19 protein-coding genes are annotated in these 22,340 nt (G+C 50.9%); 13 read left to right on the forward strand and 6 right to left on the reverse strand.

Going from position 1 to position 22,340, the window contains the following annotated elements; all coding sequences use genetic code 11:
• Window positions 1–105 precede the first annotated feature (105 nt).
• Window positions 106–1,965, reverse strand: a complete 1,860-nt coding sequence (locus WCI03_07205; protein MEI8139637.1) for an ASKHA domain-containing protein — start codon at window positions 1,963–1,965, stop codon at window positions 106–108.
• Between the two features lie 132 nt (window positions 1,966–2,097).
• Between WCI03_07205 and WCI03_07210 the strand changes: the two genes are divergently transcribed.
• From WCI03_07210 to WCI03_07235, 6 genes are all read left to right on the forward strand, one after another.
• Window positions 2,098–2,241, forward strand: coding sequence for a type II toxin-antitoxin system HicB family antitoxin (locus WCI03_07210; GenBank protein ID MEI8139638.1), 144 nt, complete (start codon window positions 2,098–2,100; stop codon window positions 2,239–2,241).
• A 125-nt stretch (window positions 2,242–2,366) separates the two neighbouring features.
• Window positions 2,367–3,011, forward strand: a complete 645-nt coding sequence (gene purN / locus WCI03_07215; protein MEI8139639.1) for a phosphoribosylglycinamide formyltransferase — start codon at window positions 2,367–2,369, stop codon at window positions 3,009–3,011.
• A 77-nt stretch (window positions 3,012–3,088) separates the two neighbouring features.
• Window positions 3,089–3,967: an ATP phosphoribosyltransferase gene (gene hisG / locus WCI03_07220; protein MEI8139640.1), complete on the forward strand. Its 879-nt coding sequence runs from the start codon at window positions 3,089–3,091 to the stop codon at window positions 3,965–3,967.
• A gap of 42 nt (window positions 3,968–4,009) precedes the next feature.
• Complete coding sequence (locus WCI03_07225) at window positions 4,010–4,099, forward strand: AURKAIP1/COX24 domain-containing protein (protein ID MEI8139641.1); 90 nt, start codon at window positions 4,010–4,012, stop codon at window positions 4,097–4,099.
• 16 nt (window positions 4,100–4,115) lie between these two features.
• On the forward strand, window positions 4,116–5,354 hold the full coding sequence (locus WCI03_07230) for a tetratricopeptide repeat protein (protein MEI8139642.1): 1,239 nt from the start codon (window positions 4,116–4,118) through the stop codon (window positions 5,352–5,354).
• Window positions 5,355–5,359: 5 nt separating this feature from the next.
• Window positions 5,360–6,436: a glycosyltransferase gene (locus WCI03_07235; GenBank protein ID MEI8139643.1), complete on the forward strand. Its 1,077-nt coding sequence runs from the start codon at window positions 5,360–5,362 to the stop codon at window positions 6,434–6,436.
• Here WCI03_07235 and WCI03_07240 read toward each other — a convergent pair.
• A complete protein-coding gene (locus WCI03_07240; protein ID MEI8139644.1) occupies window positions 6,433–9,279 on the reverse strand; it encodes a vitamin B12-dependent ribonucleotide reductase in 2,847 nt (948 codons plus the stop codon). The two genes, WCI03_07235 and WCI03_07240, sit on opposite strands and share 4 nt — an antisense overlap.
• 312 nt (window positions 9,280–9,591) lie before the next feature.
• A complete protein-coding gene (der, locus tag WCI03_07245; GenBank protein ID MEI8139645.1) occupies window positions 9,592–10,980 on the reverse strand; it encodes a ribosome biogenesis GTPase Der in 1,389 nt (462 codons plus the stop codon).
• Window positions 10,981–11,118: 138 nt separating this feature from the next.
• Between der and WCI03_07250 the strand changes: the two genes are divergently transcribed.
• The 4 genes from WCI03_07250 (at window position 11,119) to WCI03_07265 (ending at window position 15,369) form a co-directional block, all read left to right on the forward strand.
• The gene (locus tag WCI03_07250; GenBank protein MEI8139646.1) at window positions 11,119–12,918 is read left to right on the forward strand and encodes an ATP-binding protein; all 1,800 of its coding nucleotides are present in this window, start codon (window positions 11,119–11,121) and stop codon (window positions 12,916–12,918) included.
• The gene (locus tag WCI03_07255; protein MEI8139647.1) at window positions 12,915–13,232 is read left to right on the forward strand and encodes an HPr family phosphocarrier protein; all 318 of its coding nucleotides are present in this window, start codon (window positions 12,915–12,917) and stop codon (window positions 13,230–13,232) included. Before WCI03_07250 ends, WCI03_07255 begins: the two co-directional genes overlap by 4 nt.
• A gap of 95 nt (window positions 13,233–13,327) precedes the next feature.
• Window positions 13,328–14,698: a sigma-54 dependent transcriptional regulator gene (locus tag WCI03_07260; protein MEI8139648.1), complete on the forward strand. Its 1,371-nt coding sequence runs from the start codon at window positions 13,328–13,330 to the stop codon at window positions 14,696–14,698.
• 323 nt (window positions 14,699–15,021) lie between these two features.
• Complete coding sequence (locus WCI03_07265; GenBank protein ID MEI8139649.1) at window positions 15,022–15,369, forward strand: prepilin-type N-terminal cleavage/methylation domain-containing protein; 348 nt, start codon at window positions 15,022–15,024, stop codon at window positions 15,367–15,369.
• 66 nt (window positions 15,370–15,435) lie between these two features.
• Here WCI03_07265 and WCI03_07270 read toward each other — a convergent pair whose 3' ends face one another.
• Both WCI03_07270 and WCI03_07275 read right to left on the reverse strand, forming a co-directional pair.
• Entirely contained in the window at window positions 15,436–16,506 is a 1,071-nt protein-coding gene (locus tag WCI03_07270) for a PAS domain-containing protein (GenBank protein ID MEI8139650.1), read from the reverse strand.
• A 186-nt stretch (window positions 16,507–16,692) separates the two neighbouring features.
• Window positions 16,693–18,252 carry an ATP-binding cassette domain-containing protein gene (locus WCI03_07275; protein ID MEI8139651.1) on the reverse strand — a complete coding sequence of 520 codons (1,560 nt, stop codon included), beginning with the start codon at window positions 18,250–18,252 and terminating at the stop codon, window positions 16,693–16,695.
• A 216-nt stretch (window positions 18,253–18,468) separates the two neighbouring features.
• Here WCI03_07275 and trpC point away from each other — a divergent pair, with 216 nt between their 5' ends.
• Genes trpC through trpB form a run of 3 tightly spaced genes read left to right on the forward strand, consistent with a single transcriptional unit; the run spans window position 18,469 to window position 21,156 of the window.
• Window positions 18,469–19,275, forward strand: coding sequence for an indole-3-glycerol phosphate synthase TrpC (trpC, locus tag WCI03_07280; GenBank protein MEI8139652.1), 807 nt, complete (start codon window positions 18,469–18,471; stop codon window positions 19,273–19,275).
• A 41-nt stretch (window positions 19,276–19,316) separates the two neighbouring features.
• On the forward strand, window positions 19,317–19,949 hold the full coding sequence (locus WCI03_07285; protein ID MEI8139653.1) for a phosphoribosylanthranilate isomerase: 633 nt from the start codon (window positions 19,317–19,319) through the stop codon (window positions 19,947–19,949).
• Window positions 19,950–19,953: 4 nt separating this feature from the next.
• On the forward strand, window positions 19,954–21,156 hold the full coding sequence (gene trpB / locus WCI03_07290; GenBank protein MEI8139654.1) for a tryptophan synthase subunit beta: 1,203 nt from the start codon (window positions 19,954–19,956) through the stop codon (window positions 21,154–21,156).
• 83 nt (window positions 21,157–21,239) lie between these two features.
• Here trpB and WCI03_07295 read toward each other — a convergent pair whose 3' ends face one another.
• On the reverse strand, window positions 21,240–22,316 hold the full coding sequence (locus WCI03_07295) for an inorganic phosphate transporter (GenBank protein ID MEI8139655.1): 1,077 nt from the start codon (window positions 22,314–22,316) through the stop codon (window positions 21,240–21,242).
• Between the last annotated feature and the right edge of the window lie 24 nt (window positions 22,317–22,340).

Genomic DNA, 22,340 nt, shown 5'->3' on the forward strand with positions numbered 1-22,340 from the left:
TTACTGCTTACTGCTTACTGCTTACTGCTTACTGCTTACTGCTTACTGCTTACTGCTTACTGTTTACTGTTTACTGCGCACTGCGCACTGCGCACTGCGCACTGCCTACTCTCTATCCTCAAACTCACCCTCCGGCATCAACATGGCGTTTCCGAATTCTGCCTGGAACTCAGGGTCCAGGGAGAGATCCACATGACGGACCATTTCGATCAGCTTGGCGGCGGCGAGTTTTTCGTTTGATGACAAGAGCGCCCGCTTGGCCCCAAATGAGGCGGTATTTCCCACGAACCTGATTTTGCTACAGGCGATGGGGGGCAGCATTCCGATACGTCTGGCATGGTTGCGTCGGATAAAGTTCCCGAAGCCTCCGGCCAGAAGAATGGTCCCGAGTTGTTCTGGTTGAAGCCCGGCGATTTTCAAGAGGATATTGATCCCTGCGCGAATGGCAGCATTTGCCAATTGAAGTTCCCTGATATCGCGCTGGTATAGAAGCAGGGGTGCTCCGGTGGCAGAATCAGCAGCCGATGCGAGCAGGAAATGGGTTTCCCCGTTCTCCTCGATCAGCCTTACCCGAAGAGGGGCGGGGAGAGATGACGGAGCCTCATCCGGGGGCAGGATCCGGCCGGTGAAATCGAGAATGCCCACACGCAGCAGCTCTGCGGCAACATCAATCAAAGCGCTTCCGCAAAGGCCTGCAGGCTTGGTATTACCGATCACATTAAGGCGCACATCCCCATCAAGGATGATTTTCTCGATGGCCCCGTGGGTGGCTCGCATGCCATTGGCGATGCGGGCTCCTTCAAAGGCCGGGCCGGCGGCAACCGAGGTCGCCAGCAGTTGGCCGTTGTGGGCCAGTACGATTTCACCATTGGTTCCGATATCCACCAGAAGGGTAGGGGCGGTGGTCTGCTCCAGTCGTGTGGCGAGAATGCCGGCGGTGGTGTCGCCTCCGACGAAACCGCCGATTTGTGGAAAGATATAAAATTTTGCGCGGGGGTGAACCTGGATCCGGAGGAGCGCGGCTTCACCTTCCAGCGCTTCCCGGAAGGCGGGCATGAAAGGCATTTCGCCCAGTGCGGAGGGGTTGATCCCGCAGAGGATCTCCTGCATGGTGGTGTTGCCAGCGAAGACGACCTCATAGATGTTGTTGGGCGAAATGCGGGTTTTGCGGGCCAGATCATCTATAATTTTATTGACCCCCTCGATTACGGCGGTGTGGAGCTGAGACAGGCCGGACGGGTCTGTGCGGCATTTCTGGATCCGGGAGACCACATCATCCCCGAAGGAAGTCTGGGGGTTTACTCGGGCCTCGACGGCGACATCCACGCCGGTTGTCAGATTGACCAGTGTGCCCACCATGGTGGTCGTGCCAATATCGAAGGCCAGTCCGTAGCAGGCGGCAGCGGTGTCCCCTGGTTCAACGGCAATTAATTCATCGTCCACCTGAACGGTGGTTACAGTGAAGCTAGAAGCACGGAGGGCATCGGGCAACGCCTGCAGGGCGGAGATGGCGACCGGACAGGCTCCTATCACCGTGCGTAGTCGTTCCAGGTCGGAGCCTTCATCATGTTGGCCCGGGGGCTGAAGCTGGATATATTTTTTAATAACGCGCGGGGTGACATCCATGTGACCGCCGGCATCCGTAATCAGAATTTGCTGCTGGGCCTGAAACAAGGAGGTTTCAGGAATCTCGATGGTGAGAGGGCCTGTCACCCGAGCCAGACAAGCCAGTCGGAAGCCCTCGGCCACGCGAACTTCACCCAGCACCGAAGTTTCCTCAGCACTGGGGGGGCATTTCCCATGGCGGATGCGAACGACGCACTTGCCGCATTTCCCCGCACCGCCGCAGGGAGTGTGAATGATAAACCCGGCGCGGGCGGCAGTCTCAAGCAGAATGGTTCCCGGCAGAGCATGAACCGTCCTTCCTGAAGGTTCAAAAAGCACTTTTACTTCTTTTGTGATCATATATTGGGCCTCGGTAAAATATCGGCAGACAATATACCAAATGCAGATGGAAGGCAAATCGTGTGTGACTCCTCTCAGCAATTCGCATATGAACTACTGTATCCGGCGAACGCATCATCGAGCCGTGGCTGGATGTCGAAGATCCGCCTGGGCGCCACCCATGATGAGGCGCTGGAAATGGTAAAGGATGCCATTGCCGGATGTCTGGAAGTCCGGTTCGAGATGGGAATGCCGCTCACCATCGAAACTGCCCGCGCGGCAGTCACATCATCATGACCAAACCCGGCAGCATTGCCACGCTGTCAGTCCCAGACCACAAGGAAGTTGCCCGCGGCCCGGTTCAATGACTGGCCCAACCTTGGGCTTGTCAGGGGAGGGAGCGCCATTTATCATGAGCCCCAATGAAACCAAAGACCCTCTTGAAAATTGCGATTTTAGGTTCCGGGAAAGGGAGTAATGCCCAGGCCATATTTGATGCCATTGCTGCAAGGCGCTTAAACGCCCAGGTGGTTTGCGTTCTTTCTGATGTTGAAAACGCCTATATTTTAGAGCGGGCGCGTCAGCAAGGCATTGTTGCCGGATATGTCAGCGCAGCCCCCTATAAGACGAAGCTGGATGGGGCGGGTGAGGCCAGATATCTGGAGGCGCTGCAACGTTATGGTGCCGAGGTCATCGTTTTGGCCGGGTTCATGCGCATCATCAAAGGTGGCTTGCTGTCCGCCTTTTCAAATCGGATTATCAATCTGCATCCGGCCCTGTTGCCAGCTTTTCCCGGCATGGAATCCTGGGCGCAGGCACTGGAGTATGGGGCCAAGGTTGCAGGCTGTACGGTTCATTTTGTGGATGCGGGCACTGATACGGGGCCGATTATTTTACAGAAAGTGGTGCCGGTTTTGGATGATGACACGGCGGAATCCTTGCATGCTCGCATCCAGGAACAGGAACATATCGCTTTGCCTGAAGCGCTCGGGTTATTGGCTGGTGGGCAGCTGCAGGTTGAAGGGAGGCGGGTGCGTTTACGCCCCTCTTTCAGCACCATAAGATAATGTTGGACTCTCGCCTCTTCTTCACCTAGTATCCACCCGCTTTTACCCAGAATGTGAAGGGGTTACGGAAGAAAGGCATGACTATGAAAAAATTGATATTAGGATTACCCAAAGGCAGTCTTCAGGATTCCACGTTTGCCATGTTTCAGAAGGCGGGCTTCAAGGTGTCTGTAGGCTCCCGATCTTACTTGCCCACTGTGGATGATCCTGAAATTGAAGGGCGTCTGATCCGGGCGCAGGAAATCAGTCGTTATGTCGAGCTGGGCGTATTGGATGCCGGTATTACCGGTTTTGATTGGATTCAGGAAAATGGCTCTGATGTTCATGAGGTGGCTGACCTGATTTATGCCAAGCAGGGGATGCGTCCTGTGCGGTGGGTGTTGGCTGTTCATAATGATTCCACGGTCAAATCGGTAAAAGATTTACAAGGCAAGCGGATTGCCACCGAGGCGGTAGGATTGACCAGGCGGTATCTCGCCCAACATGGGGTGGAGGCTGAGGTAGAGTTTTCCTGGGGCGCCACTGAAGTGAAAGTGCCGGAACTGGTGGATGCCATTGTTGAGTTAACCGAGACCGGCTCCTCGCTGCGTGCCAATAACCTGCGTATTGTGGATGTGGTATTGCAGTCCACCACTAAGTTCATTGTCAACAAGGCGGCGTGGAAAGATGAGTTTAAGCGTGCGAAAGTGGAGCAGATTGCCATGCTGTTGCAGGGCGCCCTTGCTGCTGAGTCGCGGGTGTTGTTGAAAATGAATGCCCCGGTTGATAAGGTGGAGGCCGTATCCAAGATTCTGCCAGCTTTGCATGCCCCGACGATTAATCATTTGAGTACAAATGGCTGGGTGGCCATTGAGTCAGTAGTTGAGGAAAAGATTGTCCGGGAGATTATTCCGGAGTTGAAACGAGTCGGCGCTGAGGGCATAATCGAGTTGCCTTTGAACAAAGTAATCCGATAGAGTAATAATTCGTGTAGTTGTATAACGTAAAGGAGCAATACTGTGGGTTCTATTAAGAAAAAACGCCGGTCCAAAATGTCCAAACATAAGTACAAAAAACGCATGAAGGCCCTGCGGCATAAGAACAAGTAAGGCAGGGAATTGGAACATGCGAGCGTTTACACAATGGCTCGCGCTGGCTCCACTCTTTGTTATTGCCGGTTGCAGTACGTTACAACAGACGTCTCGTTTGACCAGTTCCGGATCAGCCCTTTCTTTATCGGTGGCTGATACGAATCTGGGCGAGGCGCTGGCTCATTATAGCCAGGGGCTCATTACAGAGGCCTCGCAGGGGACGTCGCAGTCGGCTTTTTTGCATTTTCGACAGGCAGCGGTCCTTGACCCTGACCATATCCCCATCAACCTCAAGGTTGCAGCTGATTTAATAGGGAGAAAGGATTATACGGGGGCGGTTGTCGTTCTGAAATCACTTCAATTATCCCATCCGGAATCCTCCGAAATACGATTATTATTGGGGTCGGTGTATCAGGTCCAGGGGAATCAGGATGAGGCGGTTCATCAGTTTCGATCGGTTGTCCGCATGGCGCCGGAACGACCTGAAGGATATCTGCGATGGGCTGCCCTTTTGGCGGTTGAGTTTGATGCGCGAAGGTCGCTGGCAGTCGTCCGAGATGGATTTCGTCATGTCAGTAATCCGCAACCCCTGCTTGAGTTTTGTGAGAGTGCGGGACGTCTTTTTGTTGCAGGGAAAGACATTCCCAGTGCCATTCTTTTCTTTGAACAGGTGCCCGATAATCCACAAGTTTCATACTGGCTCGGAGAGGCGTATGAACTGCAGGGGAAGCGCGAAAAGGCACTGAAATCCTACACGCTTGCTGGCAAAGGCGATCCGTTCAAAGTGCCCGTGGCTTTGCGTAAGGCGAATCTTTATATGCAAACAGAGCAGTTTGCCGAGGCTTTGACGCAGTTGGACCAAGTGGAGCGGCGGGTATCGCAGGATCCCGCCTGCACAAACCAGATACCTGCCATTTTTGACTTCTGGTATGGCATTACTTGTGAGCGGGTTGGCCGTATAGAGGATAGTGAAAAATATCTTGGTCGGTTTCTTGCCGTTCATCCGGATTCTGGTGAGGCCTTGAATTATCTGGCGTATATGTGGGCGGAGCAGGGGGTTAATCTTGTTCAGGCTGAGTCCAATATCACGAAAGCCTTGGCACAGGAGCCTGAAAATGGGGCCTATTTGGATACTCTGGGCTGGATTCAGTTTAAGCGGGGGGATACGATCAAAGCTTTATCGAGCCTGGAAAAGGCGTTACGGTTGGTTGGGAAAGATCCGACCATTTTGGCGCATCTTCGTGCTGTACGGGCCGTATTAAAGAAAAGGTGATTGTCATGGCTTCCATACATCAACTAGTGGCGGGGTTTAGCCGGGGTGATGCGATAAGTAATGAGGCGATGGTTATGCGTGCCTTATTCCGGAGTTGGGGGTTCAATTCTGAGATTTATTGCGAGCGTCGCCGGATACTCCCTGAATTACGCGCTGAGGCCTTTGATCTCAATGACTTGCGGAGCGGCTGTGAACCCGGTGATGTGGTATTGTTGCATCTCTCCATCGGCTCACAAGCCAATGAAGTGTTTAGGGATTTACCCGCTAAAAAGGCGATTTTGTACCATAACATTACGCCCCCTGACTATTATCAGCTTGTACAGCCTTCCACTGCCCTGGATCTGGCGCGTGGGCGGCAGCAGGCCGCCAGACTGGCCGGTGTGGCTTCTGTGAATTTAGCTGATAGTGAATTTAATTCCCGGGAGCTGGCGGCTTGGGGGTATCCCCCTTCAGCGGTGTTTCCCCTGATGTTGGATTTTGGCAAATTAGGGGGGGCTCCTGACCGTTCGGTGATGCGCCAGTTCGGTGATGGTAAAGTGAATATTTTGTTTGTAGGGCGCTGTGCCCCCAACAAAAAAATTGAAGATGTGATTTCAGCCTTTGCCTATTTTCAGCAAGGGGTTGAATCCAATTCACGTCTCATTTTGGCAGGTTCCTATGCTGGGACAGAGCGCTATCATCGACTGCTCATCACCATGGCTCGGGATCTTCAGCTTGAAAATGTGGTATTTACCGGATCGGTTCCGCAGCCCCAATTAAACGCCTGTTTTCAGAGTTCCCATGTTTTTTTGTGTATGAGCGAACATGAGGGATTTTGTATCCCGCTGGTTGAGAGTCTGGTGTACCGGGTTCCGGTGTTGGCCTATTCTGCCTGTGCCGTACCGGAAACTCTGGGTGGGGCAGGCGTGTTATTCCATGAAAAGAAATTTGAAGCAATTGCTGAAATGATGGGGCGTATGACCCATCACTCAGCTTTGCGTACCTCTCTTCTGGCCGGCCAGGATAAGCGCCTACTTCAACTTAAGTCGCGTGACCTTGGTGTGGAGCTTCACGCTCACCTGTCCCCTTTACTGGGAAGTTAGGAACACCCCATGGAGTTGCCGCAGTTGTGGCAACGGTAGCAGGCGCCATTACGAGTGGTAATGTGTCCGCACTGGTCACAGACTGGAGAATCCTCCTGATTCTGAATCTGGCTAAGCATCTTTTCCGCATCCGACATTTCTGCGGGTACCTGTTGCGTCGGCAAGGCTGTTGTCGCTATCTTTTGGGCAAGAGTCCGTTCCGGGGTGGATCCGTTTGGGAACGTGAATTCCAGCCAGCGGAAGATATAATCCACAAGTGACTTGGCGATGGGAATGTCCGGGTTATTCGTGTATCCGCTGGGTTCAAAACGGCTATGCGAGAACTTTCCGACCAGTGCGCGCAGGGGGACCCCATATTGCAAGCATAGCGAGATAGCTGTTCCGAAGGCGTTCATGATACCGCCCACGGTGCTGCCTTCCTTGGCCATGGTAATGAACAGTTCGCCCGGACGACCATCATCATAGAGGCCCACCGTCATGTAGCCCTCGTGTCCCGCGATGGCGAACTTATGGGTGATGGAACTGCGTGTAGCGGGCATGCGGGCCCGCAGGGTCGGCTTAACCTCGCTGTCGGGTTTGACCTCGCCTCCCTTGTCGCTTCCGTCAAAATCAGAACGACTGGTATTGAGAGGCTGTGTGCGTTTGGATCCATCGCGATAAATCGCAATAGCCTTCAGGCCCATTTTCCAGCCATCCATATAGGCTTGGATGATGTCCTCTACTTTGGCCTCCTTGGGCATATTGATGGTTTTACTGATGGCGCCGGAGAGGAAGGGCTGAACGGCAGCCATCATCTTGAGATGAGCCATGTAAGAGATGCAGCGGATCCCTTTCTTGGCCTTGAAGGCGCAGTCAAATACCGCCAGATGCTCATCCTTCAGATCGGGTGCGCCTTCTATGGTTTCTTCTGCATCGATGTATTTCAGGATATTTGCGATACTTCCGTTATAGCCGAGTTTGCGCAAACCGGATTCGACCGTCATGTTGATCAACTTCATAAGACCGCCGCCTGCCAGTTGCTTATATTTAATGAGCGCGAGGTCAGGTTCAATGCCGGTGGTGTCGCAATCCATCATAAATCCGATCGTCCCGGTGGGAGCCAGAAGCGTCACCTGAGCGTTGCGGAATCCTGTTTTTACGCCGTTACTTTGAACCTTGGCCCAGATGGTGCCAGCCGCCTGATAGAGCTCTGGGGGGCACAATGAACTATCCATATCCACCAACGCATTGGCATGCATACGGATGACGTTCATCATGGGGTCGCGGTTCTTGGCATATTCGGAGAAGGTACCCTTGACCACGGCAAGTTCCGAGGAAGTGGCATAGGCGTGCCCCGTCATGATGGAGGTAACGACGGCGGCAAAGGCACGACCTTCATCACTGTCATAGGGGAGACCGAGACTCATGAGCACGGCACCGAGATTGGCATAGCCGAGGCCAAGAGGGCGAAAGAGGTGGGAATTTGTGGCAATCTCTTCAGTCGGATAGCTTGCGCAGCCGACCAGAATTTCCTGGGCAATGATAAAGATTCTGACGGCGGCACTAAAGCGCGCGACATCGAGGGTTCCATCATTGTTCATGAATTTCATGACATTCAGGGACGCGAGGTTGCAGGCACTGTTGTCAATGAACATGTATTCGGAGCAAGGGTTACTGGCGTTGATTCTTCCACTGTTGATACAGGTGTGCCACTTGTTGATGGTGGTGTCATATTGCATCCCGGGATCACCGCAGAGATGGGTCCCCTCGGCCATCAGGTGCATCAGTTTGTTGGCCGAAAGAGATTCCGCGACTTCGCCGGTGGTGACGGAACGGGTTTGCCATTCGCTATCCGTTTCAACGGCCTTCATGAATTCATCGGTGACGCGAACGGACAGGTTGGCGTTCTGGAACATGACAGATTCATAAGCCTCACCGCCGAACGAGCCATCATAACCCTGATCGATCAGCGCCCAGGCCTTTTTCTCCTCGGTGGTTTTGCAGGTGATGAAATCCATGATATCAGGATGCGAGATTTTCAGGCTTTGCATTTTGGCTGCGCGGCGGGTTTTGCCGCCCGACTTGATGACAGCGGCCACCTGGTCGAAGACACGCATGAAGCTCAGGGGTCCGGAAGGGGTACCTCCGCCCGAGAGTTTTTCGCGGCTGCTTCGCAGAGTGCTCAGGTCGGTGCCGGTTCCTGAGCCGTATTTGAATAGCATGGCCTCCGTGCTGGCGAGGCGCATAATGTCTTCCATCGTGTCTTTAACGGACTGGATGAAACAGGCAGACGCCTGAGGGTGCTTATAGCTGTCGCGGGACGAAACGATTTTATCGACTTCTGAATTGTAATAGTAGCTTGAGCGGCTGTCTGAAGTGGCTCCATAGGCCTGGTAAAGACCAACGTTGAACCACACGGGGCTATTGAACGATCCAAATTGGTTCACGCACAACCATGCCAAATCGCAATAGAAATTTTCAGCATCTTCGGGCGTGGTAAAGTAACCCTCTGCTTTACCCCAGTCGGCGATGGTTCGGGCAACACGATCCACAAGTTGACGAACAGAGTTTTCCCGGATCTTGGTTTTGGCTCCGCCGTAGAAATACTTAGAGGCAACAATATTGGTTGCGAGCATCGACCATGCTTTGGGAACCTCGATATTATCCTGGATGAAAATAACCTTACCCTTGTCGTCGGTAATCGACGCCTTGCGAAGGCTCCATTCCATTCCTTCATAGGGATTTGTCCCCTGCGGTGCAAAAGAACGACTGACAGACATTCCTTTTCGCTTATTTTTCGCTTTCGCGGAACGGGCGGCTTTTGAAGACTTCTGTTCGGCTAATTCTGTTTTATTTTCAATCATGACACACTGCTCCTAGAACTTATATTTGTGAAAAAAAGGTTCGATGTCTTTTGAGTCATCAGCACAAAATATTGCGCCACCACAGCTAACTAGGTAATGGATACCACTACCCCTTGTGGTGTGCAATGAGAAAATAATAAAATTTTCGACTTTTCTGAAGAAAATCCTGATCAGATACGATCGTTATAACGTGTTAGTTATAAGTGATTTGTGAATTAATACCTGAATCATTATTCGAAAAAAAGCTGTTTATAAGGGTTTTTTGCATACCACCCATTGTGGATATAAAATATCTCGCACACAACAGCTAGATTATTTAGGTTTTGCCACAAATTGGGCTCTGGAACGCTCTTTTGCTATGAAAATGACGGGAGCGCCGAGAAGGCCGAAGGCTTTACGCATAGCATTCACCAGATATTCGCGATAAGTATCGGGGAGTCGTTTGGGGTCATTGACAAACAAGCCAATTCGTAAAGGTTTAACGCCAAGTTGGGTGGCGTAATAGATTTTGAAACGTTTGTTATTCATGACGGGGGGCTGCACCCGCTCGTAGGCTTTCATGATGGCGCGGTTTAACAGTCCGGTCGGGATTTTGGTTTGGATTTGCTCTGCTACCTGGTCGATGGCCTCAAGGCATTGGCGCATATTGTATCCCTCTTTAGCCGAGACAAAAAGGATCGGGACCCAGTGTAAAAAGGGGACTGTATGTGAGAGGGCGGTCAGGTATTCTTTTTGGGTGGTCTTATCAGACATAAGATCCCATTTATTAACGATCACTACGCATCCCTTATCGTTGTCCTTAATCAGGCTCGCGATGGTCTTGTCGTGTGCCGTGGGGCCTTGCGTGGCATCAAGTATCAGGGCGACAACATCAGCCCGCTCGATGCTAGCTTGGGCGCGGAATACGCTGTAGCGTTCCACGGCGCCATCGACCTTGCCCATTTTGCGCATGCCGGCCGTATCCGTGAGCAGGTAATGCCGGGCGGTTGGGCCGCTACCGATAACCAGCGGAATATCAATGCTGTCGCGTGTTGTGCCGGGAACATCGGAAACAATGACCCGCTGCTTGCGAATGATACGGTTAATGAAGGAGGACTTGCCGACGTTGGGCCGACCGACGATGGCGATTTTCAACGGTTCATGAACAGGTTCTGGCGGGGCGGTCGGAAGTTGGCTTGCAACATGGTCAAGCAATTCCTGTAGTCCGAGATTATGGAGTGCGGAAACGCTGAAAATCGGGAAGCCGAGGCGCTCAAACGGGGCGGCATCCAATTCGCCGCGTTCAGGATTATCACACTTATTGACCGCCACCACTGCGGGTGTGCCTTTCTGGTGGATCAGGCGTTCAACCTCCTTATCGATGGGGAGGATGCCATCTTCCACATTGACGACCAGGATGACGAGCGTGGCATCTTCAATGGCGGCTTCGGCTTGCTGTCGTGTTTCAGCCTCAATAATGTTGGTGTTGGTTGCCCGGTTGAATTTTGTGAGTCCACCCGTATCCACCAGATCGAAATTTTTGCCATTCCATTCCGAACGGGCAATGATGCGATCACGGGTGACACCGCATTCCTCATGTACAATGGCCAGACGGCGGCCAAGAATACGATTAAATAGGGCCGATTTTCCGACGTTGGGGCGCCCAACTAACGCCACAACAGGGTGAGTATTTTGAGGAATGGGATCAGATATGGTTTTCATGAATATGTTTTCGTTCTTTCGTCGTGCAGGATACGTCAATTAGCCGCACAATGCAATCCATGTCGATAAGAGAGAATATACTGGCATTTGCAGCAAAATCACGATATTTTCTATTGGAATTATGATTTCGTCATCCTAATGAGAATACAAAAGCGCCATAACGAAACAATCTGGTATGCAAACCTGGAATTCCGGGAGTGGTTTGTGCTGGCTACGTCACTGCTGGTGGCCTTCGCTGTAGCCATCATTGGGGTGATCATCAATTTCAATGAAAAATTAGCAAGGTTTTTCCGTCCTCATGCAGACTCGATATTGGTTCAATTTGTGATCAACTTTCTCGTGTTATGGGTGATTATTCTATTAATTTCTTCATATATTCGATGGCGTCGAGCCGCCCTGAAAAATGAGGAGTTGGAGGATATTATTGCATCCATCAGTCCTGATGTGCTTCTGGTGGTGGATCCCAATCGGAACATTTTAACGACGAGTGTGTCTGTATTGCGTATGTTCGGGCATCATCCCCGAGAGGTGTTGGGACGCAAGACGGATCTGATTTATTCTGACCGGCGTAACTCGACAAGTAACAAACACGAAATTTATGATGCGCTGGAACGGGAAGGTTTTCATATAGGGTGGGCGACGGGGAAACGGAAAGACGGGCGAACCTTCCCTTTGGAGATCATTTCCGGAGTCTTGAAGCGACATGGCGGCAGTGTTTTGCTGCTTCGGGATATTACTGAACGGAAAAATGCTGAGGAATTATTGTTGGAAAGGGAAATGCAACTTCGCCAATCCCAGAAGATGGAAGCGTTGGGATTGTTGGCAGGCGGGGTGGCGCATGACTTTAATAATTTACTGACCTCCATTCTCGGGTTTGGATCATTGGCGGTGGAGGCCTTACCTGAAGGTCATTCTGCGAAGTTGGACGTTCAGGAGGTTCTCAACAGTGCCGAGCGAGCGGCAAAGTTGACGGCGCAACTGTTAGCGATCGGGCGACGACAAAGCCTGCAGATCCAATGCATGAATCTGAATGAATCGGTGGCGGGAATGGTGTTGTTGTTAAAACGCACCTTGGGCGAGGATATTGCGCTTGATATTCAGATGAGTCCGGAACCTGAATTCATTGAGGCGGATTCTGGAGGTATTGAACAGGTCATTCTCAATCTGGCCGTAAACGCCAGGGATGCCATGCCCAAAGGGGGCACCTTACGGATAAAAACCCACTGCGTTACATTGGATAAAGGGTATTGTGATGCCCATGTGTCGGTTGAGCCCGGTCGCTATGGGGTGCTCGAAATAAAAGATTCCGGATGCGGTATGGCCCCGGCGGTTCAGGAACATATTTTTGAACCATTTTTTACAACCAAGGAGCGGGGGAGGGGAACCGGGCTTGGGCTGTCCATGGTCTATGGCATTGTGCGCCAGTGTCACGGGTATATTGAGGTGGATAGCCAAGTCAATGCGGGGACTGAATTCCGTATTTATTTACCCTCCGCTGAAGGGGTGACGGTAACGGGTGGGGGCGATTCCACAGCACAAGTTAAGGTGGGGTCAGAAACTATTCTGGTTGTGGAGGATGACGCCCCTGTGCGGGGTTGTACGCAACGGATTCTGACGGAATTAGGATATCAGGTGCTGGCTGTTGCGAGCCCTGAAGAAGCACTGAAAATCTGTTCGGATGTTTCCAAATCGATTCATCTGATCATATCCGATATTGTCCTTCCGGGAATGAGCGGGTCTGTTCTCCTGAAGCAAATCAAGAGTTTCAGGCCGGATGTTAAGGTCCTTTATGTCACTGGTTTTGATCAGGAATCTGCAATAAAATATGGGGTCGATCCCGTTTTTGACCATATTCTTGTGAAACCCTATAAACAGGCAGCCTTGGCTGGTAAATTGCGCGAAATCCTGAATACTGAAAGGATCCCTGTTGAAGTATGATTGAGCGAACGGCCACAATTCGAAATGGGCAGGGGATTCATTGCCGGCCTTCAGCAAAAATTGTGACTGAGGCCAGCCGACATCCCTGTCTAATTCGCGTTCTGGCAGAATCCGGTGAGGCGGATTTACGCTCCTTACTGTCACTTGTATCATTGGGACTTCAGGAGGGGAGTACAATTCGGATTCAGGTTACTGGTGAAGATGAATCGGACGTCTGTAATCGTATTGTGGATTTATTTGAGACGCAATTTGATTTTCCGCCGCTATCCGCAGATGGCCGGAGTATGGTGCTTAATTCATTAAGCACTGACTAATCTTAAAAATGAGAAAACATGTTGTTTCTTAGGAATATAGATTCTAGTATCACGTTCAATGTATCGTTGTGACCTTTTTCAAGGGGGAGTAAGCCATGCCGCGAATTTTGCTTATTGATGATGAACCCAGGATGCTGAGTCTATTGAATACTATCCTTAAGGGAGAAGGGTATACCCTCACTCCCGTCCAAGATAGCAGCAAAGTTCCTGAGTTATTAAATACGGAAATCTTTGATCTCATGATCACGGATATTCGTATGACTCCTATTGATGGCCTTGAGCTTCTCAAAAAGGCCCGGCAAGTTCGACCTTCAATGCCCGTCATTATTTTGACCGCCTACGGGTCTGTCGAAACGGCTATTGAGGCTATGAAATTAGGGACCTTTGATTATGTCACCAAACCTTTCAAGATGGATGAGTTATTGATAACCATTCAGCGTGCTTTGGAATATAGCCGGGCACTTTCAGAGAACATTGAACTCAAGGAAGAATTGGTCGGGCGCTATAAATTCGAAAATATTGTAGCCGAAAGTGCGGCCATGCGGAACGTGTGTGAAATGATCAAGCGTGTTGCTCCTGCGGATACTACGGTTTTGATCACCGGGGAGAGTGGAACAGGGAAGGAGTTGGTAGCCAAGGCGATACACCTGAATAGTCGTCGAAAAGATAAGCGTTTTGTGGCGGTCAATTGTGCGGCTCTTCCAGAAGCACTCCTTGAATCTGAAATGTTCGGGCATATGAAAGGGGCTTTTACGGGGGCTTCATCCAATAAGGATGGACTTTTCGAGACAGCTAATGGGGGTACACTTTTTTTGGACGAGATCCCTTCCATGCCCCTCAGTATCCAAGGTAAGCTTTTGCGGGTTCTTCAGGAAAAGGAAATCCGGCGGGTGGGCGGAAATGATGATATTCAGGTTGATGTCCGTGTGATTGCGGCGACAAATACCAGTCTTGAGGCCATGATTAAAAAGGGAACATTTCGTGAGGATCTCTATTATCGTCTGAGTGTTATCCCTATTGATATTAAGCCTTTGCGTGAACGTCAGGAAGATGTTCTCCCTCTTGTCTACCATGTCTTGCGTAATGAAACTGGAGAAGGGCGCGAAATTCCTAAATTGATGCCTGAAGTTCGCGATATACTGGAGCGTTATTCATGGCCGGGAAATGTGCGGGAACTTGAGAATGCCATGAAGCATGCAATCACTTTTGCGCAGGATAACAAAATCACACTGGAAGTTTTGCCGCCTCGGATTTTGAACCAAGTCAAACCCGTCGAGCGTATGGGAGGGGCCCCGGAGGGAGCTGCAGATACCTTCAAAAATAAATCACTGAAAACCTTCCTGCGTGAGCGCGAAAAAGAATATCTTGAGCAGGTTTTGGCGGCATCAAAAGGGGATAAGGAAAAAGCGGCCAAATCGTTAAAGATCAGTTTGGCGACGCTTTATAGGAAATTACCTGAAGAATAAGGCTGCCCCGGAATGATGAGACGGTTGAGATCGGCCTCTAGATGCCTCTATTACGAATTTTGGCCATGGAATCCAGACAAAAATCTATAATTCTTATCTCAAAATCGAGAATTAATTTGCTTTCCATGCAGTTTTGCACATGAACCTTTAACAATATTGAGAAAATAAGAGAGATTCATCTTGAAATGTGAGGCAAAAAAAGTGATAATACAAATAATTAGCGATTATAATCGCGAAATATAAACTTGGCATGACTACTGCTTATTATTAACAGTCGTGAGGAACAAGTTTTTTAGAAACAAACAAAAGAAGGAGATGGTAAAATGAAGAAGATGAAACAAGGTTTTACACTGGTGGAGATTATGATTGTGGTCGCGATCATCGGTTTGTTGGCCGCGATTGCAATTCCTTCATTCATGAAGGCCAGAACTACTTCTCAGGCCAATGCTTGTATCAATAACTTGCGCATGATTGAAGCCGGTAAGGAACAGTGGGCTTTGGCAACGAAGCAGCCGGCGAATGCTGATGCTGACGCTAATAAGGCGGCGGTTTTGGCCTATGTCAAGAATCCTGTTTCTGCGACGAACTGTCCTGGTGGCGGCACGATTACCTTTAACGTTGTCGGCACCAATGCGGCCTGCAATCAGGCTGGACATGTTTTGGCGGACTAACCTGCTTTGTATAGCAAGGTTTGAAAACACAGCCCCATCAGTGGGCTGTGTTTTTTTATCGTAACATCATCTCGCGATCACATCTAAAATGCGGGATTCAGTTTGGCCGGGCGAGTCTTTACCATCGATGTACGAGGTGGTCTTGTACTCAGTAATATCGTTGAGCTTATGCAGCATCTTGCGTAGTGATTCTGCGGCTTCAATACTGGAGGTAAGGAGTTCTTCCCCAAGGGCTTTATCGTTATCCTTGACCCTAGCCATTAACTCCAGGCTGGCCATTAGGACTGTGGCAGGTTGACCCAAGTGATGGCAGGCGGCTCCGAGACTTTCCATCATGACGTTTTGACGTTCCGCTTGTTGATTGGCTTCTTGTGCCCGAATACGATCACTGATATCGAGGAATGAGAGAATCATGCTGGTTAACTCTTCGTCGGCGTTACGGTTAGGGGCCGCAGATACCTGCACATAAAGCGGAAATCCATTTTTCCGGGGCATAAGAACTTCTGCAGACCAGTTTGTTCCTGCTTTAATGGCTGTAAGAATTACCGGGTAGGTTTCGCTTTCCGGGAACAAATCTTGAACATGATGTCCGGAAAGCGACTCAGTTTTTCCGCAAAGTTGCCCTGCGGCCTGATTAGCGTAATCAATTTGCCCATTCAAATCGGCAATGACAATTCCCGTGGCGGCATTTTGAATAGCCGTATGAATGGTTTTCAACATCTCTTCTGCCTGTTGCCGCCAGGTGATATCGCGGATAAAACAACAGAGATACTCGGTGCCCCCGACGGTTAAAGGGTTTACGGCAATTTCGACTGGGAAAAGCACCTTATCTTTGCGTGTGCAGTAAGCTTGGATGAGAATGAAGCGATCCTTTTTGACGCCAGCTTCAAGTGTCGTCAGGGTAGAGGCGTTGGCGCCTGAGATGATATTTGTCAGATTTAGGGAGAGTAACTCCTCGCGAGAGTACTTGAGGAAATTGATCGCTCGGACATTGGCGTCGACCATTTTTCCAGCCATAGTTGCGATAATTGCTCCGTCATAAACACTTTGAAAAAGTTCCTGGAAATCAGGGTCACCAAGGGTCGATTTTGCCTTGCCACGTATGGGGATTTGCGGGGAGGGTTCGGGCTGCGGCATGACTCTCCCTTTATTATTGGTCAGTCGCTGCGCAAGCCTTATATCCGGCGGAATATCAATCCGCATTGTTTGAGATGCAAGCTTTATGTGTCTCCCCCCCCTCCCTGCTGAAACGTTCTATTGCACGAAATCTAACCCCATTGTTCGTGTGTGTCAAGCCGATCTGCCTGAATCCCAGACCCCATCTTAGTCGCAGGAACGGTCCCAGATCTTGCCGTCTTTAATTTCGAAAATTCGTGTGGCAAGCGACTTGATCAGCCGATGATCATGAGAGACAAAAATAACTGTATTTTCGAGCTTGGCCAAGGCGAAGTTCAGTGCTTCAATGGATTCCAAGTCCAGATGATTGGTGGGTTCATCCAGAATGGTCACATTTCCGCCCTCCAGCATCATCTTGGAAAGAATGAGCCGGGCTTTTTCACCACCACTCAGAACTTGGATGGGCTTAAACACATCGTCCTTGCTGAAAAGCATACGCCCCATAAAGGAGCGAAGTTCGGTCTCGGTGGCATCCTTATCGTCCGCAAAGCGACGCAGCCAGGTCAATGCTTGAGAACTCGGATCAAGAACTTCCCCAGGGTCTTGGGGGAAGACACTGAACTCAATGGTATCACCCAGGACAACAGTTCCTGAATCCGGTGGAAGGTGTCCGCACAGAATTTTCAGAAGCGTTGTTTTGCCGACGCCATTTTTACCGATAATGGCGATTTTTTCCTTCGGCCCTATTTCGCAGCTAAAGTCTTTGAAAAGAGGAAGGTCGTAACCTTTTGAGATGTGATGGACCTGAATGACTTTGTCTCCCAGTCGGCGTTTGGGGGTGAATCGGATAAAGGGGGATACTCGGGAACTGGGCTTAACTTCTTCAAGTTCGATTTTGCCCAATAACTTCTGCCGTGATGTGGCTTGTTTGGCCTTGGATGCATTGGCGCTAAACCGACTGATGAAGGTTTTCAGATCGTGAATCTGCTTCTCCATCTTCTTATTAGCCTTTTCTCGCAGTTCACGGGATTCCAGACTTGCGATGGTGAAATCATCATAATTGCCCGTGAACATGCGGATCTCATGATAATCCAGGTCGGCGATATGTGTGCAAACCTGATTCAGGAAAAACCGGTCATGAGAGATAACCACGACAGTGCCCTCATAGCGTTTCAAGAGATCCACCAGCCATTCGATGGAGTCCATATCCAGATGGTTGGTGGGTTCATCCAGCAGCAGGACATCAGGATGGGCGAACAAGACTTGAGCCAGCAGGACCCGGAGTTTAAATCCGCCCTGTAAGGTTCGCATTTCCTTGGTGAAAACGTCCTCACCGAAACCAAGACCATGTAGCAGTTTGGCCGCATCCGCCTCCATGGTGTAACCGCCTGCCTGCCCGAATTCGTCTTCGACCAAACCACTGCGTTCATGTTCGGCATCTGAAAGATCTGATTTTGAGTAAAGGGCTTCCCGTTCCAAATGGAGATCCCAGAGCTTCTTATTGCCCATGAAGACGGTGTCCAAAATCGCCACATCATCAAATTCGGCATGATCCTGCCGCAAATAGCCAAGTGTGCAGTCACGGCCGATAGAGACTTCGCCCTGACTTGCGGGCATGAGACCCGCCAGAATTTTAATAAATGTGGATTTCCCGGATCCATTGGCCCCGATCAGACCATAGCAGTTTCCCGGGTTAAATTGGACGCTGACGTCTTCAAATAAAATGTCCGGTCCAAATCTTTTGGTAAGTTTTGTTGTCGCAATCACGGATTCATTCCAATCTCAAAATAAGTATCAATTCTCAATGGCGGGCAGATATAATGCCCGACTGATCGAACTACGGCAAGTTTTTACGTAATAGGGTTCAATCGCGAAACTCTTCGCTTTTCTTATCCGAACCGAGAGAGTAAAAAGGGTGCTCAGTTTCTCCGTATGTCCACGGGGAATTTCGTGTCGTGTGAATTTTCTATATTTTGAGGTCTCATGGATAATCTCGGAAAACCTAAAGAAGATGTTTTGGTGCGTATTGTGCGTGATCGACGTAAGGATATCGCGGCTGCGAAGCGTTCGGTTGCTGTGAATGAACTTTATTGTCTCATTGAGCAAAGAGTTGACTATCGCAGCCTGTCAAAGGTCTTGCTCCATAGTCCCGCACCCCGGATTATTGCCGAGGTAAAAAAGGCAAGTCCTTCGTCCGGGCTGTTGCGTCCCTCATTTGATCCTGCAGCACTGGCGCAAGCCTATGTGTCCGGAGGCGCTGTAGCGGTCTCGGTGTTAACTGAACCAAACTATTTCATGGGTTCTCAGGCGGATCTCAAGGCCGTCCGGCGATGTGTTACGGTTCCCGTGTTGCGCAAGGATTTCATGGTGGATATTTATCAGTTGATAGAGGCTGCAGCCTGGGGTGCCGATGTGATTTTATTGATCGTCGCGGCGTTGAGTTCGCCGCAATTAAAGATCCTATACAAGGAGAGTCGGGAACTTGGATTGGAAGCCATTGTGGAAGTCCACACGGCGGAAGAATTGAAGGTCGCGTTAACTTGTGATGAGGCCATTATCGGGGTAAATAGCCGGAATCTGAAGACCCTGAAGACGGATTTGGCGGTAGCTTATGAGTTTGCAAAGATGATGCCGAAGGAGCGTATTTGTATTGCTGAAAGCGGGATCAAAACGAAAGACGATATTCGGGGCTTGCAGGATGCTGGCTATAAAGGTTTTTTGATTGGCGAATCGCTACTTCGTGAGACCTTTCCCGGAAAGGCTCTGAAAGCTTTACGGACACCGGGTTGAGCCCCTGGGGTAGGGGGCGCTTTTTGGGGAGAAGAGCGGCTATGTTTACTGTGAAAATATGCGGTTTGACCAATATTGATGATGCGCGGTGGGCGTTGGAGGAAGGGGCCGATTATCTGGGCTTTGTTATGTATCCGAAGTCGTCCCGGTATGTTACGCCCGAGACTCTGGCACATATTGTGGACCATCTGCCGGAGCATGCCTGTCCTGTAGGCGTATTTGTAAACGAGGAGCCTATTTTGGTAAAACAGATTGTTTCCGCCTGCCGGTTGGCCGCCGTGCAACTTAATGGGGATGAGGATTCTGCGGATTTTAAGGATTTAAGCGTTCCGTTATGGCGTGCCGTAAGGTTGGAGGAAGGGCGGTGGAGTCCAAGTCCGGAGCATTGGAAGGTGGATCGATTTGTCTTGGATGCCGCTTCTCCTGCCTATGGCGGAACCGGAGAAAAAATTGATTGGAAAGAGGGCCGAAACTTCGCCTCGCGGTGTCGGGCGATGCTGGCCGGTGGCCTCAGGCCTGAAACGGTGGCAGAGGCTATCAGGCAGGTTCGCCCCATCGGAGTTGATGTATCAAGTGGGGTGGAATCTTTGCCTGGAAAGAAAGATTTTCGTAAAGTAACTGCTTTTATCGCTCATGCCAGGGCCGCTGCAGAGGTCAATGAAGACAGGATGTGACAAGATGAAAGATTTGAAATCAGGTCCGGATGAGATGGGGCATTTTGGGGTTTATGGCGGGCGCTATGTGGCGGAAACTTTGATGCCGGCATTGATTGAAGTCGAAACGGCATATCGGGCCGCTCAGGCTGACCCCGCGTTTGATGCGGAATTTCGCGACTTGCTCAAGCACTATGTCGGGAGGCCTTCGCCCCTCTATTTTGCGCCGCGATTGACAGAAGCTTTTGGTGGAGCCCGGATATTCCTTAAACGCGAGGATCTTAATCATACCGGGGCTCATAAGGTAAATAATACACTGGGGCAGGCGATATTAGCGCGACGGATGGGAAAAAAGAAATTGATGGCGGAGACCGGTGCTGGTCAGCATGGTGTGGCTACCGCTACGGTGGCGGCACGCTTTGGTATGGAATGTGACGTTTATATGGGGGAGGAGGACATTCGGAGGCAGGCTCCCAATGTGACCCGGATGAAACTCCTGGGGGCGCGCGTGGTGCCTGTGACTAGTGGTACCAGGACGCTGAAGGATGCCATGAGCGAGGCGTTGCGTGCGTGGGTGGCGGAAGTGGATACCACGTTTTATGTTATCGGCACAGTGGCCGGGCCGCACCCCTATCCCATGATGGTCCGGGATTTTCAAAGCGTTATCGGAATTGAGGCGCGGGAACAGTTTCTGGAACAGGTACAGCGTTTGCCCGACATGGTGATCGCCTGTGTGGGAGGCGGCAGTAATGCGGCTGGTATGTTCTATCCCTTCATCAATGACACCGCCGTCCGGTTGGTTGGGGTGGAGGCCGCGGGACATGGGCTGGCGTCAGGCCAACATGCGGCCAGTATCGAAGCCGGGCGGGCGGGGATTCTTCATGGCAGCAAATCCTATGTGCTTCAGGATAAAGACGGTCAGATTGTCAATGCCCACTCGATCAGTGCCGGGCTGGACTATCCTGGGGTGGGGCCCGAGCACGCTCTATGGGCGGATTTAAAACGTGTGGTCTACTCGGGGATTACTGATCGTGAGGCGGTAGCTGCATTTTATGATGTGACGTTGTTGGAAGGAATCATCCCTGCACTTGAATCCAGTCATGCCATTGCCGAGGCACGAAAACGTGCTCAGGAGATTGGGAAAGAGGGTACTATCGTGGTATGCCTTTCCGGGCGTGGAGATAAAGATTTGGAGAGTGTACTCGAATATCAATCCTTGAGAAAGTGAGACCATAAGGCACATCAACCTGAGTGGTCCAGTGGGGCAAAGAGCTGGGCCAGCATCCATTCGACATCGGCCCGGTTAATGAGTTATTTCATCCAGATGGGTAGGAGTGCCTTTTCGAGCCAGTAACCAAGGATGGCGGTTACAGGAATGGTCAGTACCCAAGCCCAGACAATGCGGCCCACAATACCCCACTTTACAGCGCTGAGCCGCTTGGTGGCACCAACCCCCATGATCGAGGTGGAGATGACGTGGGTGGTGGAGAGAGGGATACCCCAATGGGTGGCCACCGAAATGATGGCGGCAGCTGTGGTTTGAGCGGCAAAGCCATGAATGGGTTGCATCCGTACAATTTTATGTCCCATGGTGCGGATAATGCGCCAGCCTCCTGCCGCAGTGCCGGCAGCCATGGTTATGGCGCAGGTGACCTTGATCCAGGTGGCCACGGTGAATTCCGGAGTTCTCAGGAATTCCAGCCAGGGGGGGAGCGCTCCGAAGGCGTCACTTTTTGTGGTCGCCGTAAAAAGAATCAAGGCAATGATGCCCATGGTTTTCTGGGCATCATTGGTGCCGTGACTGAAACTGATCCAGGCGGCGCTGGCCAATTGGAGTTTTGAAAAGATTTTATTGATTAGAAGCGGGCGCATTTTGTGAAGGATGACGACCAGGAGCCCCATCAGCAGCGCACCGAAAACAAAGCCAACTGCAGGTGACGCGAACATAGGCATGATCACCTTGGGCCAGAGTCCTTCCGAGTGGCCTGTGGCAGGATTGTGTACGGCCCATTTAATAACGTGCCAGTTTCCATGGGACGATGCCAGCGTGGCTCCGCAGAGTCCGCCAATCAGGGCGTGGCTTGAACTGGAGGGGAGCCCCAGCCACCAGGTCAGCAGGTTCCAGATGATCGCCCCCAAAAGGGATGCCAATATGGTATCGATCCCCACATAAGCCGTATCCACCAAACCCTGTCCGATTGTTTTGGCTACTGAAATTCCAGCCATGGCACCCAGTAGATTGAAGCAGGTGGCCATGAACACGGCCTGACGCGGGCTAAGCACCTTGGTTGAAACCGTGGTGGCAATGGAATTGGCGGTATCGTGAAAGCCGTTGATATACTCAAAGGCCAATGCGATCAGCAGCACTATCAGAATGAGGGTGAGCATGCTTGTATTCTTGGGTGCGGGGTT

The sequence above is a fragment of the bacterium genome, assembly GCA_037143175.1.
In the GTDB taxonomy this organism is placed as follows: domain Bacteria; phylum Verrucomicrobiota; class Kiritimatiellia; order CAIKKV01; family CAITUY01; genus JAABPW01.

What these genes read in the sequence shown, in the direction of transcription:
- WCI03_07205 (MEI8139637.1), bottom strand. Translation starts at nt 1,965, where the DNA reads ATGATCACAAAAGAAGTAAAAGTGCTTTTTGAACCTTCAGGAAGGACG.
- WCI03_07210 (MEI8139638.1), top strand. Translation starts at nt 2,098, where the DNA reads ATGTCGAAGATCCGCCTGGGCGCCACCCATGATGAGGCGCTGGAAATG.
- purN (MEI8139639.1), top strand. Translation starts at nt 2,367, where the DNA reads ATGAAACCAAAGACCCTCTTGAAAATTGCGATTTTAGGTTCCGGGAAA.
- hisG (MEI8139640.1), top strand. Translation starts at nt 3,089, where the DNA reads ATGACTATGAAAAAATTGATATTAGGATTACCCAAAGGCAGTCTTCAG.
- WCI03_07230 (MEI8139642.1), top strand. Translation starts at nt 4,116, where the DNA reads ATGCGAGCGTTTACACAATGGCTCGCGCTGGCTCCACTCTTTGTTATT.
- WCI03_07235 (MEI8139643.1), top strand. Translation starts at nt 5,360, where the DNA reads ATGGCTTCCATACATCAACTAGTGGCGGGGTTTAGCCGGGGTGATGCG.
- WCI03_07240 (MEI8139644.1), bottom strand. Translation starts at nt 9,279, where the DNA reads ATGATTGAAAATAAAACAGAATTAGCCGAACAGAAGTCTTCAAAAGCC.
- der (MEI8139645.1), bottom strand. Translation starts at nt 10,980, where the DNA reads ATGAAAACCATATCTGATCCCATTCCTCAAAATACTCACCCTGTTGTG.
- WCI03_07250 (MEI8139646.1), top strand. Translation starts at nt 11,119, where the DNA reads ATGAGAATACAAAAGCGCCATAACGAAACAATCTGGTATGCAAACCTG.
- WCI03_07255 (MEI8139647.1), top strand. Translation starts at nt 12,915, where the DNA reads ATGATTGAGCGAACGGCCACAATTCGAAATGGGCAGGGGATTCATTGC.
- WCI03_07260 (MEI8139648.1), top strand. Translation starts at nt 13,328, where the DNA reads ATGCCGCGAATTTTGCTTATTGATGATGAACCCAGGATGCTGAGTCTA.
- WCI03_07265 (MEI8139649.1), top strand. Translation starts at nt 15,022, where the DNA reads ATGAAGAAGATGAAACAAGGTTTTACACTGGTGGAGATTATGATTGTG.
- WCI03_07270 (MEI8139650.1), bottom strand. Translation starts at nt 16,506, where the DNA reads ATGCCGCAGCCCGAACCCTCCCCGCAAATCCCCATACGTGGCAAGGCA.
- trpC (MEI8139652.1), top strand. Translation starts at nt 18,469, where the DNA reads ATGGATAATCTCGGAAAACCTAAAGAAGATGTTTTGGTGCGTATTGTG.
- WCI03_07285 (MEI8139653.1), top strand. Translation starts at nt 19,317, where the DNA reads ATGTTTACTGTGAAAATATGCGGTTTGACCAATATTGATGATGCGCGG.
- trpB (MEI8139654.1), top strand. Translation starts at nt 19,954, where the DNA reads ATGAAAGATTTGAAATCAGGTCCGGATGAGATGGGGCATTTTGGGGTT.
- WCI03_07295 (MEI8139655.1), bottom strand. Translation starts at nt 22,316, where the DNA reads ATGCTCACCCTCATTCTGATAGTGCTGCTGATCGCATTGGCCTTTGAG.